A 14,997-nucleotide genomic window follows, 5' to 3' on the forward strand; every position below is an offset into this window, starting at 1 on the left:
TCGACCGGTGGGTTCGGCAGTTCTCTGCTTCGCTGGAGGCATGACGCTGAGTGCGCCGGATCCGACGCGGTCGGTGCCGTTGCCGCTGCGCCAGCAGGCCGACGTGCGCGACCGGTGGCTCAGCGAACGCCTGCTCGACCTGCTCCCCGGGCTGATGGACCGGGCGGGCATCGACCTGTGGGTCGTGGTCGGGCGCGAGTACAACGAGGACCCGGTCCTCGCGACCCTGCTGCCGGCCACCTGGCTCTCGGCACGGCGGCGCACCGTCCTGCTGCTGCACCGCAGCGACGACGGCGTCACCCCAGCTGCGGTCTCCCGCTACCCGGTGGGGCAGTTCCTGCCGGCCTGGAGCGCGGCGGGGGCGGCGGAGGGCGGCCAGTGGGCCGAGGTGCGCCGGTTCGTCGAGCAGGCCGATCCGCGGCGCATCGGCGTCGACGTCTCGGCGCGGTTCGCCCTGGCCGACGGGCTCTCGCACACCGAGCACCGCCTGCTGGCCGAGGCGCTCGGCCCCTACGCCGAGCGGATGGTGTCGGCCGAGGAGCTGGCCGTCGGCTGGCTGGAGACCCGGCTGCCCGAGGAGATCGCGGCACTGCGGGCGGTGAACGAGCTGGTGCACCAGGTGATCGCCGAGGCGTTCTCCGCCGCCGTCGTCGAGGTGGGCACGACCACCGTCGTGGACGTCGCCTGGTGGCTGCGCCAGCGGTTCGCCGACCTCGGCCTGGAACCGTGGTTCCACCCGTCGGTCCTGCTGCAGCGGGCGGGCGTCCCGCTCGCCGAGGACGACGGCACGCTGCTGCCTGCGGTCCCCTACGACGCGGTGGTGCAGCACGGGGACGTGCTGCACTGCGACGTGGGCGTGACCCACCTGGGCCTGCGCACCGACACCCAGCGGAACGCCTACGTCCTGCGCGCCGGGGAGACCGCACCCCCGGCGGGCCTGCGGGCGGCCATGGCCACGGCCAACCGGTTGCAGGACCTCACCGTCGCGGCGCTGGCTCCCGGCCGCACGGGCAACGAGGTGCTCGCGTCGGCCCGGGCGTCCGCCGCCGCGGAGGGCATCGACGGCGACGTCTACTCGCACCCCGTCGGCTACCACGGGCACGGCGCCGGGCCGGCCATCGGGCAGTGGGACGAGCAGCGGCGGGTCCCCGGTGCCGGCGACTACCCGGTGCACCCCGACACCGTCTACGCCCTCGAGCTCGCGGTGCGCCGCCCGGTGCCGGAGTGGGGCGGGCAGTGCCTGCGCCTGGGGCTGGAGGAGGGCATCGCGCTCACCGGGGACGGCGTCTCCTACCTGGCCGGCCGGCAGACCGACTTCCTGCTCATCGGCTGAGCCCCCGGCGGTGCCGGCCGCCTGCGGAGGCGGCCGGCCCGCGGGCTACTTCTTCTTCTTCCGCGCGTCAGCGGTCTTCTTGTCGCTCGCCTTCTGGATGGCGTCGACGAGCTGCTTCTTCTTCATCGTCGACCGGCCGGAGATGTCCAGCTTCTTGGCCAGGTCGTAGAGGTGGGACTTCGAGGCGTTGGCGTCGACCCCGCCCTTGGTCTCCCGGTCGGTGTTCCGGCCACCCTTCGCCTGGGCGTCGGAGGGCCCCTTCTTCCCGCCCTCCTTCTTCTCCCAGTGGTCGCCGACCTTCTCGAACGAGTGCTTCACCGCGGCCCAGGCCGTGCGGCCCGCGCGCTCCCCGTCGCCGTACTCGTCCATCGCGGAGTCGTAGGCCTTCGTGAAGGTGCGCTGGGCCTTCTTCGGCGAGCGCTGCAGGGTGCCCGGGATCTCCGACTGCTTGGCGTCGCCCTTCTTGCTGGTCTTCGGCATCGTGTTCTCCTCTCCTGTCCGGGCGTGCCCTACCCGCCGGGGCGGAGATGATCACCTGATCGTGCCGATGTCCCACGACGGGGTTGCCCCGGACGGGACCGGGCGGCCGTCCCCTGGATCGAGGGAACGGCCGCCCGGCGCTCAGGCGGGTGCGGGTCCTGCGACCCGCACCGGAGGGATCACTGCCCGGCCTCCGCCTCCGCGAGCGTCTCGTGCAGCGCCCAGTACGCGGGCTTGCGCTCGTAGTCCTCGAACATCACGGTCGCCGCCCCCTGACCGGGCGAGAAGCTCGGGACCCACGAGTACTTGTCGTTGAAGCCCCAGATCGTGAAGGAGTTGCAGTCGTCCACCGAGAGGCAGGCCTCGAGGACCCCCTGGTAGGTGTCGGCCTGCTCGGCCAGCTGCTCGGCGGTCGGCACCCCGTCCTCGGGCAGCGTGAACCGGACGTCGAGCTCGGTGATCGCGGTCTCCAGCCCCAGATCCTCGAAGCGCTGCATGTTCTCGTCGAGCGTCTCGGGGAAGGGGTACTGCAGGTCCAGGTGGGCCTGGAAGGCGAACCCGTGCAGAGGGACGTTCTGGGCCAGCAGCTCCTTCGCCAGCTCGTAGTAGGCGTCGCTCTTGGCGCCGATGTCCTCGACGGCGTAGTCGTTGAGGAAGAGCTTCGCCTGCGGGTCGGCCTCGTGGGCCCAGCGGAAGGCGTCGGCGATGATCCCCGGACCGAGCCGCTGGATGAAGATGTTGGCCGTCGCGCCCGTCGAACCGTCCCGCAGCCGCACGCCGCCGTCGTCCCACGTGTCCGCGAAGATCTCGTTGGCGACGTCCCACTGGTCGATCCGGCCCGCGTAGCGGCCCACCACCGTCTGGATGTGGTCCTTGAGGATGGCCCGGAGCTCCTCGTCGGTGTAGTCACCCTCGGTGACCCAGTCGGCCAGCTGGCTGTGCCACAGCAGGGTGTGGCCGCGGACCTCCTGCCCGTGCCGCTCGGCGAAGGCGACGATCTGGTCCGCGGGCTTGAAGTTGTAGACGCCGGGCTCGGGGTGGATGAAGTCCCACTTCATCTGGTTCTCCGGCGACACCGAGTTGAACTCGGTGGCGAGGACCTTCCGGTACGTGGGGTCACGGGTGAAGGGATCGGGATACCCGGCGGACAGGTGGTGCCCCCCGCCGGCGACCGCCGTCCCGATGACCAGGTCGTCGGGGGTGACGGTGCGCAGACCGTTCCGGATGGCCGGGCCGCTCGCCCGGTCCTCCCGGGCCTCGGCCGGCGCCGCCACCGTCCTGTCGTTGCTCGCGGTGGCGGGTAGCACCGTGCCGGCCAGGACGACGGGCAGCACGCCCAGCGCCACCACGCTGCGCGCAGCCGCGCCGGAACCGAACCTCAATGAGCGCATCTGGTCGACCTCTCGTCGGCGTCGTTGCCGTTTCCGGTACTTTCCGGAAAAGGTGTCGGAACGTTACGAAGGTCACACCACAGCCGTCAAGACGAAGTCCCGAGGAGGCCGATCCACCGGCGTGTCGTGCTCGTGTCGGATCTGTGCCGGGGGCGGCCAGGGTCTCCCGAAGGGGTGTGGGCGGCCGGGACGACGGCCTGCGGCATCAACCCCCGGCCGTAGGCTGACCGCCCGACGAAGAGCTCGCCGAACCGGAGGCCCGTTGAGCGACGACCAGTCCCCCGCCGTGACGATCGCGTCGATCGCCGCGGCGGCCGGCGTCTCCGTCCCGACGGTGTCGCGCGTCCTCAACGGCCGCTCGGACGTCGCGCCGCAGACCCGTCAGCGGGTCGAGCAGCTGCTCCGCGACCACGGCTACCAGCGCCGGGGCGGGCGCCCCCGAGGAAGGGCCCGGCTGGTCGACCTGGTCTTCAACGACCTGGACAGCCCGTGGGCGGTCGAGATCATCCGCGGCGTGGAGGACGCCGCGCACGCCGCCGGCGTCGGCACGGTGGTCACCGCGATCCACCGCCGGGCGAGCGCGGCGCGGGCCTGGCTGGACAACCTCGCCGCCCGGGCCAGCGACGGGGTCATCCTGGTGACCAGCGACCTCGATCCCGACCTGCACTCCGAGTTGCGCAGCCTGCACGTGCCCGCGGTCGTCGTCGACCCGGCCGGCGTGCCGGCGCTGGACGTGCCCACGATCGGCGCCACCAACTGGGCCGGCGGGCTGAGCGCCACCGAGCACCTGACCGGGCTGGGACACCGGCGCATCGGGTTCGTCGCCGGCATCCCGACCCTGTGGTCCAGCCGGGCCCGGCTGGACGGCTACCGCGCGGGGCTGGAGACCGCCGGCCTGCCGTTCGACCCCGAGCTGGTCGTGGAGGGCGACTTCGGCTACGAGTCAGGGGCGCGGGCCGCGCACCGCCTGCTGGGCCTCGCCGAGCCGCCGACCGCGGTGTTCGCCGCCAACGACCAGATGGCCCTGGGGGTCTACGAGGGGGTGCGGCGCAGCGGCATGCGGGTGCCCGACGACGTCAGCGTCGTGGGGTTCGACGACCTCCCGGAGGGGCGCTGGTCCTCTCCCCCGCTGACGACGGTGCACCAGCCGCTCGCGGAGATGGGCGGGCTCGCGGCGCGGACCGTGCTGCGCATGGTCGACGGCGAGACGATCGAGAGCCCGCGGCTCGAGCTGTCCACCCGCCTGGTGGTGCGGGACAGCACCGCTCCCACTCAGCTGCGCCCGGTGAGCCGGGTCGGGTCGTAGCGCCGACGCCGGGGCTCAGCCGCCCAGGTAGGCGCTCCAGTGGGCCCGCTCATCGTCGGTGAGCGGCCGGCTGGTGTTCGCGGCGAAGTCGAAGGCCACCATGACGACGTCGGCCCGGATCGCGACCTCGCCGTCCTGGGTGAGCTCCTGCCGCACGGTGAACGACTTCGTGCCCAGGCGGGTGACCCAGCTGCGCACGCACAGCGGCTCGTCCACCCGGTAGTACAGCTGGCGCAGGTAGTCGGCCTCCAGCCGCGCCAGGATCAACTGGGCGCCCGGCCGGCCGTCGATCATGGCCAGCCGGGCGTCCTCCAGCAGACTCAGCGCCCGCGCGTGGTTGACGTGCCCCAGCATGTCGGGGTCGGACCAGCGGAGCTGGACCCGGTGCTCGTGCCGCACCTCAGGGCAGGTCGGCGGTCTCGGCCGACTGCCGGTGCGCACCCTGCGCGTCGTCGGGATCGGGGTGGATCGTCCGCTCCTCCGACTCGGCGAGGATGACCTCCGCCGCGACCTCCTCCATGCCGCTGCCCTTCAGCGCCGCCTCCTCGGGCAGGAGCTCCGACCGCGTCTCCACGTTGTCCTCGGTGACGTTGTCCAGCGCCTCGGGGCTGGGCTGCTTCTGGGTGGTCATCTCAGAAGCGCTGCTGCTCGGTGCCCAGGCCCAGCGCCTGCGCGACGTCCTGGACGTTGTCGAACTGCTGCCCGGCGGGCAGCCGCCGCAGGTCCGAGAGCACCCGGTCGGTGGGGGTGCCCTCCTGCGCCTTGGCGATCAGCTGGTCGCGGTCGGCGGGCCACACCTCCTTGCCGAGGGCCTCGGCGAGCGCTGCCCGGTGCTCGATGTCGCGCTGGTCGGTGCCGGGCGGGGTGGCGGGCTGGTGCGGATCGGTCACGGGGTGCTCCTTCGTCGGGGACGACGCCGGTCAGTTGCCGGCGTCGGTGGAGGCGTCGGTGTAGCGCAGGATGGCGGCCACCGGCTCGTCGCCGGGCAGAGCCGCCTTGGGGACGACGAGCACGCCGGCCGCGCTGGCCACGGCCGCCTCCAGCAGCGCCGGACCGGCCGGGGCCACCTCGCCGTGCACCCCGAGCGCGTCCATGTCCTGCTGCTTGACGCCGAGCTCGAGCGGGCCGCCGCCGACCAGCAGGGTCGCGTCGCCGTCCTGCTCGTCGGTGATGACGAGGGTCTCCACCTGGCCCTTGCGCAGGGCCTCCACGACGGCGGTGGTGCCGGTGACCGCCAGCCCGTGGGCACCCGCGCTCTGCACCTTCTCCACCGCGTCGGCGATGTCGCGGGCCTCGTGCTCGGCGAGGAGCTCGGCGGCCCGGCGCTGCACGGGCTCGCGGTCGGCGCCGGCGGCGCGGCCGCCCTCCTCGATGGAGACGACGAGGTCCGACCAGGAGGCGTGCGCCGCGTCGCCCAGGATCTGGCGGGCCCGCACGTCGCCGGCGAGCAGGACGAACCGCAGCGGCAGGCGGCGGTTGAAGGAGTCGATCTCGTCGGCGACCTTGCCGGCGTTCTCCTCCCACTGGTTCTCGGCGGTGTGCATGTAGGTGTTGTGCGCCCAGCCGCCGACCTTGACCTTGCGCATGTGGAAGGTGTCGCCCTCCACCGCGCGCTCCTCCGCCGGCTGCCCCGCGAGCCCGGCGACGGTGATGTCGGCGCCGACTCGGTCGGCGACGACAACGGCGTGCGGCACCCGGCCGGCCAGCTGGCGGAGCACGGGCAGCAGGTCGGGGTGCGCCGCCCACTCGGCGGTCTCGCGGGCAGGGCTGTCGGCCAGCACCTCGTCGAGCACGACGGAGCCGTCGGCGGCCACGATGACGGCGCGGCCCTTCAGCGTGCCGGCCTCGCCGCCCTCGTTGCCCTCGAGCAGCCGGCTGCGGACGGCCTCGACCACCGTCTCGGGCGCCCCCTGCTCGCCCAGCTGCTCGGTCAGCGCGCGCACGCGCAGCTCAAGCTGGGTGTCGGCGTTCTCGGTGGTGTGCGTGACGTCGGCGCAGACCGTGGCGTAGGGCCCGGGCGCGGCGAACACCGGCTCCAGGAAGGACACGTCCATGTCGGGGGGACAACTCCTTGGTCGTCTCGGGTGCGTGGATTCCGGGGTCGCCGATGGTCGCGACGCCCTCCGTCGCCGCCTACCCACCGACCGGCACCTCACACCCGGTGTCGATTCCAGGAGGCGGGGGTAGGCGGTCGGGGACACCGACCCGCAGAGAGGACGAGGGATGACGGAGCACGATCAACTGCCACTGCCCGACTACGACCACCTGCCGGTGGAGGGCCTGGCCTCGCGGATCCGGACGCTGGACGCCTCCGGGCTGGAGACCGTGCTCGAGTACGAGCGTGCCCACGCCAACCGGGTGCAGGTGGTGACGATCATGGAGAACCGGCTCGCGTCGCTCCGGGACGGCGCCCAGCCCTCCGGCGGTGACCCGGCCGCCTCGGCCGCGGACGACCCGTCGCACGCCGCCGGCGGCTCGAAGGTCTCCGAGGCGACCACGGGCCCGAAGATGAACCCGCCGTCGCAGGGCGACCCGACCAACCCGGCCCAGCCCCGCTCCACCGGCTGAGCCCCGGGACCCGCGCCGCCCGTCCGGGCGTAGGAGGCTTTACCTACGGATAGGGACCCGATTCCGTAGGAAAAGCTTCCTATGCCCGGGTGTGGACGGCGGTCAGGGAGTGCTGAACGCCTCGGCGATGTCCATGGCCGCGGGGCCGAGCAGCACGACGAACAGCGTCGGCAGGATGCAGAGGATCAGCGGGAAGATCACCTTCACCGGGATCTGCATGGCCTTCTCCTCGGCGCGCTGCCGCCGCTTGAGCCGCATCTCCTGCGCCTGGGTGCGCAGCACGTCGGCGATGGAGACGCCGTACTGGTCGGCCTGCACCACGGCCCGGATGAAGCGGCGCAGGTCGGGGACGCCGGTCCGGTCGGCCAGCGCGAGGTAGGCGTCGCGCCGGGGCTGGCCGACGGCGATGTCCTGCAGGGTGCGCACCAGTTCCTCGGCGAGCGGCCCCCTGCCGTTGGCGCCGGCGCGGGCCATCGCGGACTCGAAGCCCAGCCCCGCCTCGACGGCGATGGTCATCTGGTCGAGGGTGTCGGCCAGCTCGAGGGCGATCGTCTCCTGCCGTTCCTGGCCGCGGCTGTGCAGCAGCAGCTCGGGGAGGAAGTAGCAGACGACGGTGCCGACGGCCGCGACACCGACGGTCAGCGGGCCGGGCGACGACGTCGCGAGGAGGAGCCCGAGCGCCGCCGCCACCGGGCCGAGCACGAGCTTCGCCGCGACCAGCCGGGGCACCGGCCAGGCGGCCGGGCGCCCCGCCCGGCCGGCCAGCCGGTCGAGGCGGGCGACGGTCCCCCGCGGGGTGAGGCTCCGGGCGAGCCGGGACAGCAGGCCGGGGCCCGCGCGTCCGGCCGCGCCGGTCCCCGCGGACGGGTCGATGCCGCGCAGCAGGTTGTCGCGGGCCCGGATGCTCCCGCCGTCGGCACGGGACAGCAGTGCCCAGCCCAGCACCGGGACGGCGGCGCAGAGCGCGACCGCGGCGAGGAGCACGGGAACGGGGACGGTGGTCATCAGAAGGTGATCGCCACGGTCTTCTTGAGCCAGACGCCGCCGACCAGGAGCATCACGGCCGCGCCGGCGAGCATGCCATAGCCGACGAGGCTCTCGGTGAACTTGGCCAAGTACTCCGGGTTGCTGACCGACAGGAAGGCGGTCACCCCGAAGGGCAGGCTCATGAGCACGATCGCCGAGAGCTTGCCCTCGGCCGAGAGCGCCTTGACCTGGCGGCGGATGGCGTTGCGCTCGCGGATCGTGTGGCCGACCGCGTCGAGGACCTCGGCGAGGTTTCCGCCGACCTCCCGGTGGATGGCGATGGCCTGCGCCACCCAGGTGAAGTCGTCGCTCCCCATCCGCTGCGCGACCTCGTCGAGGGCGTCGTTGAGGTCGCGGCCCACCCGGGTCTCGTTGACGATGCGGGCGAACTCCTCGGAGGTCGGCGCCTCGGCCTCGTGGGAGACCGAGTCCACGGCCCGCAGGAGGCTGTGGCCGGCGCGCAGGCTGCTGGCCATGAGCTGCAGCGAGTCGTCGAGCTGGTCGGCGAAGGCGGCCTGCCGGCGGCCGGCGCGGAACCCCAGCAGCAGCTTGGCGGCGAGCGGCACTCCCACCAGGAGCAGCAGCGCCACCAGCGGGCCGCCGAGCAGGGCCCCGGCTCCCGTGGCGACGACCGCGGCGAGCCCGACGGCGAGGACGAAGTTGGGCAGCGTCGTCGACATCCCGGCGCGCTCCAGCGCCGCGGCGCCTGCGGCGAGCCGGCCGCGCTCGTGCAGCACCTTCTCCACGGCGGCCCCGGCGGCCGCGCCGGCGCTCGCCAGCGGGGAGGTGGGCGGGGCGACCGAGGGGTCGAGCCGGCTCAGCGGGACCTGCCCGGGGCCGGGCGGGAGGACGACGAGGGCGACCACCAGCAGGGCCGCCGCGATCGCGCCGACGCCGAGGACGAGGAGGGTGTCGGCCACGGTCACCACCTCGTCGCCGCAGCCGGCTCGGCCGCGCCGAACACGCGGGGCGAGAGCGCGATGCCGAGGTCGTCGAACTTGTCGGTGAACCGCGGGCGGACGCCGGTGGGCACCGGCTTGCCGAGGAACCTGCCGTGCGGGTCGACACCGGCGGAGTAGTCGAAGAGGAAGGCGTCCTGCAGGGTGACGGTCTCCCCCTCCATGCCCTGCACCTCGGTCACGTGGGTCACCCGGCGGCTGCCGTCGCGCAGCCGGGTGATCTGGACGACCAGGTCGACGGCGGAGGCGATCTGCTCGCGGATGGCGCGCAGCGGCAGGTCCATCCCGGCCATCAGCACCAGCGTCTCCAGCCGGGCGATGGCGTCGCGCGGGGTGTTGGCGTGCACGGTGGACAGCGAGCCGTCGTGGCCGGTGTTCATCGCCTGGAGCATGTCCAGGGACTCCCCGCCGCGACACTCCCCCACCACGATCCGGTCCGGCCGCATGCGCAGCGAGTTCCGCACCAGGTCGCGGATGGTGATCGCGCCCTTGCCCTCGATGTTCGGCGGGCGGGACTCCAGCCGGACGACGTGGTCCTGCTGCAGCTGCAGCTCGACGGCGTCCTCGATGGTGACGATCCGCTCGCCCTCCGGGATGAACGAGGAGAGCACGTTGAGCAGGGTGGTCTTCCCGGTGCCCGTGCCCCCGGAGACGATCACGTTGAGCCGCGCCTCGACGCAGGCGTGCAGCAGCTCGGCCATCTCCGGGGAGAGGGTGCCGAAGCTGATGAGGTCCTCGACGGTGAACGGGTCCTTGGAGAACTTGCGGATGGTGAGGGTCGACCCGCTGAAGGCCAGCGGCGGGATGATCGCGTTGACGCGGGAGCCGTCGGCGAGCCGGGCGTCGACCAGCGGGGAGGACTCGTCTATCCGCCGGCCCACCCGGGAGACGATGCGGTCGATGACCCGCCGGAGGTGCTCCTCCGAGGTGAACCTGGTCGCCGTGCGCTCGAGCCGGCCGCTGCGCTCCACGTAGATGGCGTCCGGCCCGTTCACCATGATCTCGCTGACCGCGGTGTCGTCGAGGAGCCGCTGCAGCGGCCCGTAGCCGAGCACGTCGTCGGCCAGTTCGGCGGTCAGCCGCTGCCGCTCGTCGGTGCTGAGCGGAACGTTCTCCTCCTCGACGACCTCGTCGAGCTCCTTGAGCACGACGGCGCGCAGCGCGTCCTCGGCCATCGACGGGTCGTTCATCCGGCTGCCCATGCGCTCGAACAGCGCCTTGCCGACCCGGTCCTTGAGCCGGGCCAGGGCGTCGGTCGGCGGCACGGCCGTCGCGGCCGCCGTGGCCCGGGGGCGGGGCAGGCTCCGGGGACCGGCGGCCGCCGGGGCCGCCACCGGCGCGGCGGCACCGGCGGGCGCGGGCCGCTGGGGTGCCGGCGCCTCCCCTTCCCCGGTCCGGGCGGCCGCCAGCCGCTGGGCGAGGTTCACGACGACGCCCGGTGCTTGGCCCGGTAGCGACCGGAGCTCATCAGCGGCGTCGCGGAGAAGCGGGCCACCAGCCGGCGCAGCTCGCGCACCATGGGGTCGCGCCGGCCGCCGCTGGACAGGATCGGGACACCCTGGTTGGTCGACGGGGGCACCGTCGCCGACCGGGGCAGCACGACGTCGACGCCGGTGCCGATCGTCGTCTCCACGTCGCGGACCGTGAGCCCGCCCTTGGGGTCGGCGAAGTTCATGACGACGTGCCGCCCCGCCGGGATCATCGCCAGCTCGCGCAGCACGTCGAGCTCCTTGCGCAGCCCGCGCACCCCGGGGACGTCCATGCTGCTGAGCATCACCACGTCGGAGGCGCGGTCGAGCGCCGCCAGGGTCTGCTCCGAGAGCCCCGGCGCGGTGTCCACCACGACGTACCGGAACTCGCGGGCCAGCGAGGCCAGCAGCCGGGTGACGTCGTCGGCGCTGACCGTGTCACCGGCCGCCGGCGACTCCGCGCCGCAGACGGCGAACAGCCCGCTGGGGTGCTGGGTGAGGAAGGTCTTGAGGACCATGGTGTCCTGCGCCGCCGGGCCGTGGACGGCGTCGGGCAGCGTGTACTCGGGTGCCAGCCCGAGTGCGGAGGCGACGTCACCGAACTGGACGTCGAGGTCGACCAGGACGGTCGACTGGGGGGCGGCCTCGGTGAGCCCGATGGCCAGGTTCGTCGAGACCGTGGTCTTGCCGACCCCGCCCTTCGGGGAGGCCACGGTGATGACGCGGCCGGCGTAGCGGTCGGTCTCGCTGGCCGGTCGCAGCACCCGGCGGCGGCCGGCGGCGGCCCGCCCGGCCCGCTCCACCGCCGCCGCGATCTCCTCGACGTCGGCGTCGGGGGGCAGCAGGTCGCGGATGCCGGCGCGCATCGCCGCCCGCCACATGTCCGGCGACGGGTCGGCCATCAGCACGACGGTGATGCCGGGCGACTGGACGTCCAGCCGGCTCGCCAGGCCCAGCACCTCCTCGGCCGGGGCGTGCGGGCCGACGAGCAGCACGTCGGGCAGCTCGCCGTCGAGGAGCTGCTCGAACAGCCGGGCCAGGTCGCTGGGCAGCCGGCCCGGCGGCAGGACGTGCACGTCGCCCTCGGTGGCCTGCTTCACCCGCAGGGCGAGGTCCTCGTCCGCACCGGCCAGCACGACGCGGCTCATGAGTAGGCCTTTCCGTAGATGGTGTCCGGCGTGAGCACCTGGGTGCGCGACACGTCCGGATCGGCGGGCTCGAGGGAGAGCCAGACGGTGCCGTGCTCGGCGCCGAAGACCACCGCCTCGGCCTGGGCGGCGGTCACCGCGAAGGTGATCATGAGGCTGCCCGAGGGAACCGGTGCGGCCGCGGCGACGGTGCCCTCGGCGGGTGGCGCCGGCGGGGCGGGGGCGCCCTGCACCTGGGTCACGAGGACCTCGTGCAGGACGGCGTGCGTCTTCGGGTCGGGCATGGAGACGAAGATCCCGACGGTGTCGCCGGCCGCCAGCCGGCCACCCACGGCCCGCTGCGGCTCGAGGACGATGCTGACCTCCTGGAGCCCCTCGGGCACCGGCACGGTGCCCGGCGCCTGCAGCGCGTCGGGCCGCTCGAAGCGGCCCTCCAGCAGCTGCTCGCCGGGCTGCAGGTCGACGGTGGCCACGCGGTCGGCGAGCACGGCGAGGTCGGTGACCCGGCCGGGCAGCGCGGCCTTGGCCGGCAGCACCTCGACCCGCACCAGCTCGGCCAGCGCGCTGCCGGCGGTGCCCGCCGGGATCAGCGCGTCGGCCACCAGCACCTCGACGGCGCGGACGCCGGCCAGGGCGCGGGTCTCGGCGCCGCGCACGTAGCCCAGGAGGACCACGGTGCCGGCGACGATCAGGACGAGGGCCGCGGCGGCGGCCAGGAGTCGACGTCTCACGAGAGGAGCTCCTATCGGATCAGTCGGAGGATGGAGGCGCCCAGCTGCGGGGCGTCGGGGCTGTAGTCCCAGTCGTCGGAGAGCTCGACGAAGCGGGTGTAGTAGCCGGTGACGCACCGGTCGCTGGAGTTCGTGCCGGGCCCGCACACCTTGTGGCCGCTCTTGATGGAGCCGTTGACGGCGTAGCCGGTCAGCGTGAAGGCGGCGTACCCGTAGACCCGGTACCAGCCATGGCTGCCCCCGGCCCCGAACTGGTCGAACAGCGGCAGCAGCACGGTGCGGCCGAGCCAGCCCTCCAGGTCGGCCTTGGAGCAGCCGGCCGGCAGGGACACACCGGTGTCGGAGGAGAGCAGCTGACCGATGGCGGAGGTGGCGTGGCAGCGGCCCGGGTCGGGCACGACCCAGCCGAAGCCACCGGGCACGAAGTTCCCCGACGGCCCGGTGCAGCCGCCGACGTCGTCGGACTTGCTGAACATGATCGTCTGCAGCGTCTCGGTCGACGGCAGGCCGCCGCCGGTCTGCGCCTTGAAGGAGCACCAGGAGAAGGTGAGCGGGAGGACGGCGGTGCCCCGGCTGGGAGCGCCCCAGCCGACGGTCGCCGTGGCCGACACCTGGCTGCTGTCGTGGCCGATGACCGGCGCGAACCAGTGCTCCTTCGGCGCGCCGCCGGTGACGGTCACGCTGACCGGATCGCTGCTCAGCACCGGCTGACCGGCGGTGCCGGTCGGGTCGTTCAGGCTGATCAGCTGCTGGGCGGTGGCCAGCATGTCGCCGCAGTTGCCGCGCGAGCAGTCCTGCGCGACGGCGATCGCGGCGGCGTCGGCGGCGACCTGGAGCCGGGCCCGCTCGGCGTAGAGGGCGCCGAGGTCGACGGCGATGGCCGCGAAGCCGAGCAGCGGCACCAGCAGGAGCGTGACGACGACCGCGGTCGCGCCGCGCTCGCCGTCCAGCCGGCGCCGGAGGCGGGAGGTCAGCCGTTGCACCGCATGACCCCCGTTCCGGTGAGCTCGATCTCCGCGCCGAAGAACCCGGTCAGGTACGGCTTGGGATAGGTGATGGTGAGGCGGACGGCGGTGTCGCCGGCGCCGGTGGTCGGGCAGGTCTCGGCCGTCCCGCCGACGACCTCGATGTCGATCTGGCCGTCGGTGATGCCCGGGTGCAGCGAGGCGGCGGCGGTGCGGACGACGGCCCGCGCGTCCGCCGGGTCGTTGCGGAGAGCCATGGCCCGCACGCCCTCCCGGGCGGCCGCCGATAGCGTGCCCTGCACCTGGAAGGCGTGGCCGAACTCGACGATGCCGAGGACCAGCACGAGCAGCAGCGGGACGACGAAGGCGAACTCCACCGCGCTCGCGCCGCGCTCACCGCGCAGACGTCGCGCCATCCTGGTCACCACCTCTCCTCGTGCACCGGCGCAGCGGCCCCGCGGAGGGAGGCCGCTGCGCCGGGTGGCCGTGATGCGGCCGACGATGGATCAGGGGGCCGCGGGAGCCGTGCCGCCCTCGACGGCCGGCAGCTGGCCCTCGATGTCGGTGAACAGGTCGCTCAGGCCGCCACCGAGGGCGGTGACGGCGACGATGATCGCGACGGCGATCAGGCCGACCATGAGGCCGTACTCGACGGCGGTCGCGCCCTTCTCGTCCCGCTTGAGGCGGTCCTGGGCGAGGGCGACGAGGCTGGCGACGGTGGCGTAGGCGTTGATCATCTGGTGCTCCCCGGGGGGTCGGCCGTACCGGTCCGGATCGGTCGACCCGGCCTCGCGGCTGCTGGGAGACGGTGTCGGGGCACACAGCGGCGGCCTTGAGCGCCGTCCACCCGATCCACGGACACGGTTACGCCGATCGGGGGACGGCCGGACGGCCGGCGTCACGGAGCGTGACCCCATGCGGCCGGTCAGCCGGGGAGGGTGCCGCTCCAGCCGACGGCGAGCGCGGCACCGAGCAGCATCGCCGGCCCGAACGGCAGCTCCGCCTCGAGGTCGATCCGCCGGCCGGCCAGCAGCAGCAGCGCCAGCACCGCCTGCACCACGAACCCGGCGACCGCCCCGAGCAGGAGCACCTGCCACCCCAGCCAGCCCAGCGGGATACCGAGCAGCGCGGCCAGCTTCACGTCCCCCATGCCGAGGCCACGAGGGTTGATCAGGGCGAGCACCAGGTAGCCGCCGAACAGCGCGGCGCCGCCCAGCCCCGCGCGCAGCAGGGCGGCCGCCGAGCCGTCGACCACCGCGGCCAGGGCCAGCAGCACGGCGGTGACCCCGAGCGCCGGCAGCACCACCCGGTTGGGCAGCAGCCGGTGCCGCAGGTCGATCACGGTGAGCAGCACCCCCGCCGCGGCGACGACGAGGAAGGCCGGGAGCTCCGCCGCCGCGCCGAACCGGAGCGCGACGAGCGCGAACAGGGCGGCCGTCGCGAGCTCGAGCAGCGGGAGCCGCACCGCCGGCCGGCGGTCGGCCGTCGCCGCGGTGCCCCAGGGAAAGGCGCCGGCCGCCCGGTTGACCGCCCCGCCCACCACCAGTCCGGCGACGGCCGTGACGGCGACGACCAGCCCGGTCACCGGGCCCGGCCATGACGCAGCGGGAGCACGGCGTCA

General features: G+C 73.9%; 18 protein-coding genes. 3 read left to right on the forward strand and 15 right to left on the reverse strand.

The window, feature by feature from the left end; genetic code table 11:
* Positions 1-40 precede the first annotated feature (40 nt).
* Positions 41-1,333 (forward strand): M24 family metallopeptidase, encoded by a 1,293-nt coding sequence (locus BD833_RS08025; protein ID WP_166532604.1) that lies wholly within the window; start codon positions 41-43, stop codon positions 1,331-1,333.
* A 45-nt stretch (positions 1,334-1,378) separates the two neighbouring features.
* On the opposite strand, the gene BD833_RS08030 is transcribed toward BD833_RS08025, so the two are convergent.
* Together BD833_RS08030 and BD833_RS08035 are read right to left on the reverse strand one after the other, a co-directional pair.
* Positions 1,379-1,813 carry a ChaB family protein gene (locus BD833_RS08030; RefSeq protein WP_166532605.1) on the reverse strand — a complete coding sequence of 145 codons (435 nt, stop codon included), beginning with the start codon at positions 1,811-1,813 and terminating at the stop codon, positions 1,379-1,381.
* Between the two features lie 179 nt (positions 1,814-1,992).
* Positions 1,993-3,204, reverse strand: a complete 1,212-nt coding sequence (locus tag BD833_RS08035; protein ID WP_166532606.1) for an endo-1,4-beta-xylanase — start codon at positions 3,202-3,204, stop codon at positions 1,993-1,995.
* Positions 3,205-3,466: 262 nt separating this feature from the next.
* Here BD833_RS08035 and BD833_RS08040 point away from each other — a divergent pair, with 262 nt between their 5' ends.
* Complete coding sequence (locus BD833_RS08040; RefSeq protein WP_166532607.1) at positions 3,467-4,510, forward strand: LacI family DNA-binding transcriptional regulator; 1,044 nt, start codon at positions 3,467-3,469, stop codon at positions 4,508-4,510.
* Positions 4,511-4,525: 15 nt separating this feature from the next.
* Here the strand turns inward: BD833_RS08040 and BD833_RS08045 are convergent, their stop codons facing one another.
* The 4 genes from BD833_RS08045 to BD833_RS08060 are packed head-to-tail and all read right to left on the reverse strand — an operon-like array spanning position 4,526 to position 6,564.
* Complete coding sequence (locus tag BD833_RS08045; RefSeq protein ID WP_166532608.1) at positions 4,526-4,909, reverse strand: acyl-CoA thioesterase; 384 nt, start codon at positions 4,907-4,909, stop codon at positions 4,526-4,528.
* A gap of 1 nt (position 4,910) precedes the next feature.
* Entirely contained in the window at positions 4,911-5,141 is a 231-nt protein-coding gene (locus BD833_RS08050) for a hypothetical protein (protein WP_166532609.1), read from the reverse strand.
* A gap of 1 nt (position 5,142) precedes the next feature.
* Entirely contained in the window at positions 5,143-5,400 is a 258-nt protein-coding gene (locus BD833_RS08055; protein WP_166532610.1) for a DUF2795 domain-containing protein, read from the reverse strand.
* Positions 5,401-5,430: 30 nt separating this feature from the next.
* Positions 5,431-6,564 (reverse strand): baeRF2 domain-containing protein, encoded by a 1,134-nt coding sequence (locus BD833_RS08060; protein ID WP_166532611.1) that lies wholly within the window; start codon positions 6,562-6,564, stop codon positions 5,431-5,433.
* Between the two features lie 169 nt (positions 6,565-6,733).
* Between BD833_RS08060 and BD833_RS08065 the strand changes: the two genes are divergently transcribed.
* Complete coding sequence (locus BD833_RS08065) at positions 6,734-7,078, forward strand: DUF8129 domain-containing protein (protein WP_166532612.1); 345 nt, start codon at positions 6,734-6,736, stop codon at positions 7,076-7,078.
* Between the two features lie 102 nt (positions 7,079-7,180).
* Here the strand turns inward: BD833_RS08065 and BD833_RS08070 are convergent, their stop codons facing one another.
* The 9 genes from BD833_RS08070 to BD833_RS08110 form a co-directional block, all read right to left on the reverse strand.
* On the reverse strand, positions 7,181-8,083 hold the full coding sequence (locus tag BD833_RS08070) for a type II secretion system F family protein (protein WP_166532613.1): 903 nt from the start codon (positions 8,081-8,083) through the stop codon (positions 7,181-7,183).
* Positions 8,083-9,024 (reverse strand): type II secretion system F family protein, encoded by a 942-nt coding sequence (locus tag BD833_RS08075; RefSeq protein WP_166532614.1) that lies wholly within the window; start codon positions 9,022-9,024, stop codon positions 8,083-8,085. Before BD833_RS08075 ends, BD833_RS08070 begins: the two co-directional genes overlap by 1 nt.
* A gap of 2 nt (positions 9,025-9,026) precedes the next feature.
* The gene (locus tag BD833_RS08080) at positions 9,027-10,490 is read right to left on the reverse strand and encodes a TadA family conjugal transfer-associated ATPase (RefSeq protein WP_166532615.1); all 1,464 of its coding nucleotides are present in this window, start codon (positions 10,488-10,490) and stop codon (positions 9,027-9,029) included.
* A complete protein-coding gene (locus BD833_RS08085) occupies positions 10,487-11,680 on the reverse strand; it encodes a CpaE/TadZ family protein (protein WP_166532616.1) in 1,194 nt (397 codons plus the stop codon). The genes BD833_RS08080 and BD833_RS08085 overlap by 4 nt, the downstream gene beginning before the upstream one ends.
* Entirely contained in the window at positions 11,677-12,411 is a 735-nt protein-coding gene (cpaB, locus tag BD833_RS08090) for a Flp pilus assembly protein CpaB (protein WP_166532617.1), read from the reverse strand. Before cpaB ends, BD833_RS08085 begins: the two co-directional genes overlap by 4 nt.
* Positions 12,412-12,422: 11 nt before the next feature.
* Complete coding sequence (locus BD833_RS08095) at positions 12,423-13,394, reverse strand: pilus assembly protein TadG-related protein (RefSeq protein ID WP_166532618.1); 972 nt, start codon at positions 13,392-13,394, stop codon at positions 12,423-12,425.
* A complete protein-coding gene (locus BD833_RS08100; RefSeq protein ID WP_166532766.1) occupies positions 13,382-13,792 on the reverse strand; it encodes a TadE/TadG family type IV pilus assembly protein in 411 nt (136 codons plus the stop codon). The genes BD833_RS08095 and BD833_RS08100 overlap by 13 nt, the downstream gene beginning before the upstream one ends.
* A gap of 90 nt (positions 13,793-13,882) precedes the next feature.
* Positions 13,883-14,113, reverse strand: coding sequence for a Flp family type IVb pilin (locus BD833_RS08105; RefSeq protein ID WP_166532619.1), 231 nt, complete (start codon positions 14,111-14,113; stop codon positions 13,883-13,885).
* 188 nt (positions 14,114-14,301) lie between these two features.
* Positions 14,302-14,961 carry a prepilin peptidase gene (locus tag BD833_RS08110; RefSeq protein WP_166532620.1) on the reverse strand — a complete coding sequence of 220 codons (660 nt, stop codon included), beginning with the start codon at positions 14,959-14,961 and terminating at the stop codon, positions 14,302-14,304.
* Between the last annotated feature and the right edge of the window lie 36 nt (positions 14,962-14,997).

It is taken from the genome of Blastococcus xanthinilyticus (assembly GCF_008124835.1).
GTDB classification, from domain to species: domain Bacteria; phylum Actinomycetota; class Actinomycetes; order Mycobacteriales; family Geodermatophilaceae; genus Blastococcus; species Blastococcus xanthinilyticus.

Excerpts from the sequence above, each read along its gene's own strand:
- BD833_RS08025 (WP_166532604.1), top strand. The coding sequence starts at position 41 with ATGACGCTGAGTGCGCCGGATCCGACGCGGTCGGTGCCGTTGCCGCTG.
- BD833_RS08030 (WP_166532605.1), bottom strand. The coding sequence starts at position 1,813 with ATGCCGAAGACCAGCAAGAAGGGCGACGCCAAGCAGTCGGAGATCCCG.
- BD833_RS08035 (WP_166532606.1), bottom strand. The coding sequence starts at position 3,204 with ATGCGCTCATTGAGGTTCGGTTCCGGCGCGGCTGCGCGCAGCGTGGTG.
- BD833_RS08050 (WP_166532609.1), bottom strand. The coding sequence starts at position 5,141 with ATGACCACCCAGAAGCAGCCCAGCCCCGAGGCGCTGGACAACGTCACC.
- BD833_RS08060 (WP_166532611.1), bottom strand. The coding sequence starts at position 6,564 with ATGGACGTGTCCTTCCTGGAGCCGGTGTTCGCCGCGCCCGGGCCCTAC.
- BD833_RS08065 (WP_166532612.1), top strand. The coding sequence starts at position 6,734 with ATGACGGAGCACGATCAACTGCCACTGCCCGACTACGACCACCTGCCG.
- BD833_RS08070 (WP_166532613.1), bottom strand. The coding sequence starts at position 8,083 with ATGACCACCGTCCCCGTTCCCGTGCTCCTCGCCGCGGTCGCGCTCTGC.
- BD833_RS08085 (WP_166532616.1), bottom strand. The coding sequence starts at position 11,680 with ATGAGCCGCGTCGTGCTGGCCGGTGCGGACGAGGACCTCGCCCTGCGG.
- BD833_RS08100 (WP_166532766.1), bottom strand. The coding sequence starts at position 13,792 with ATGGCGCGACGTCTGCGCGGTGAGCGCGGCGCGAGCGCGGTGGAGTTC.
- BD833_RS08105 (WP_166532619.1), bottom strand. The coding sequence starts at position 14,113 with ATGATCAACGCCTACGCCACCGTCGCCAGCCTCGTCGCCCTCGCCCAG.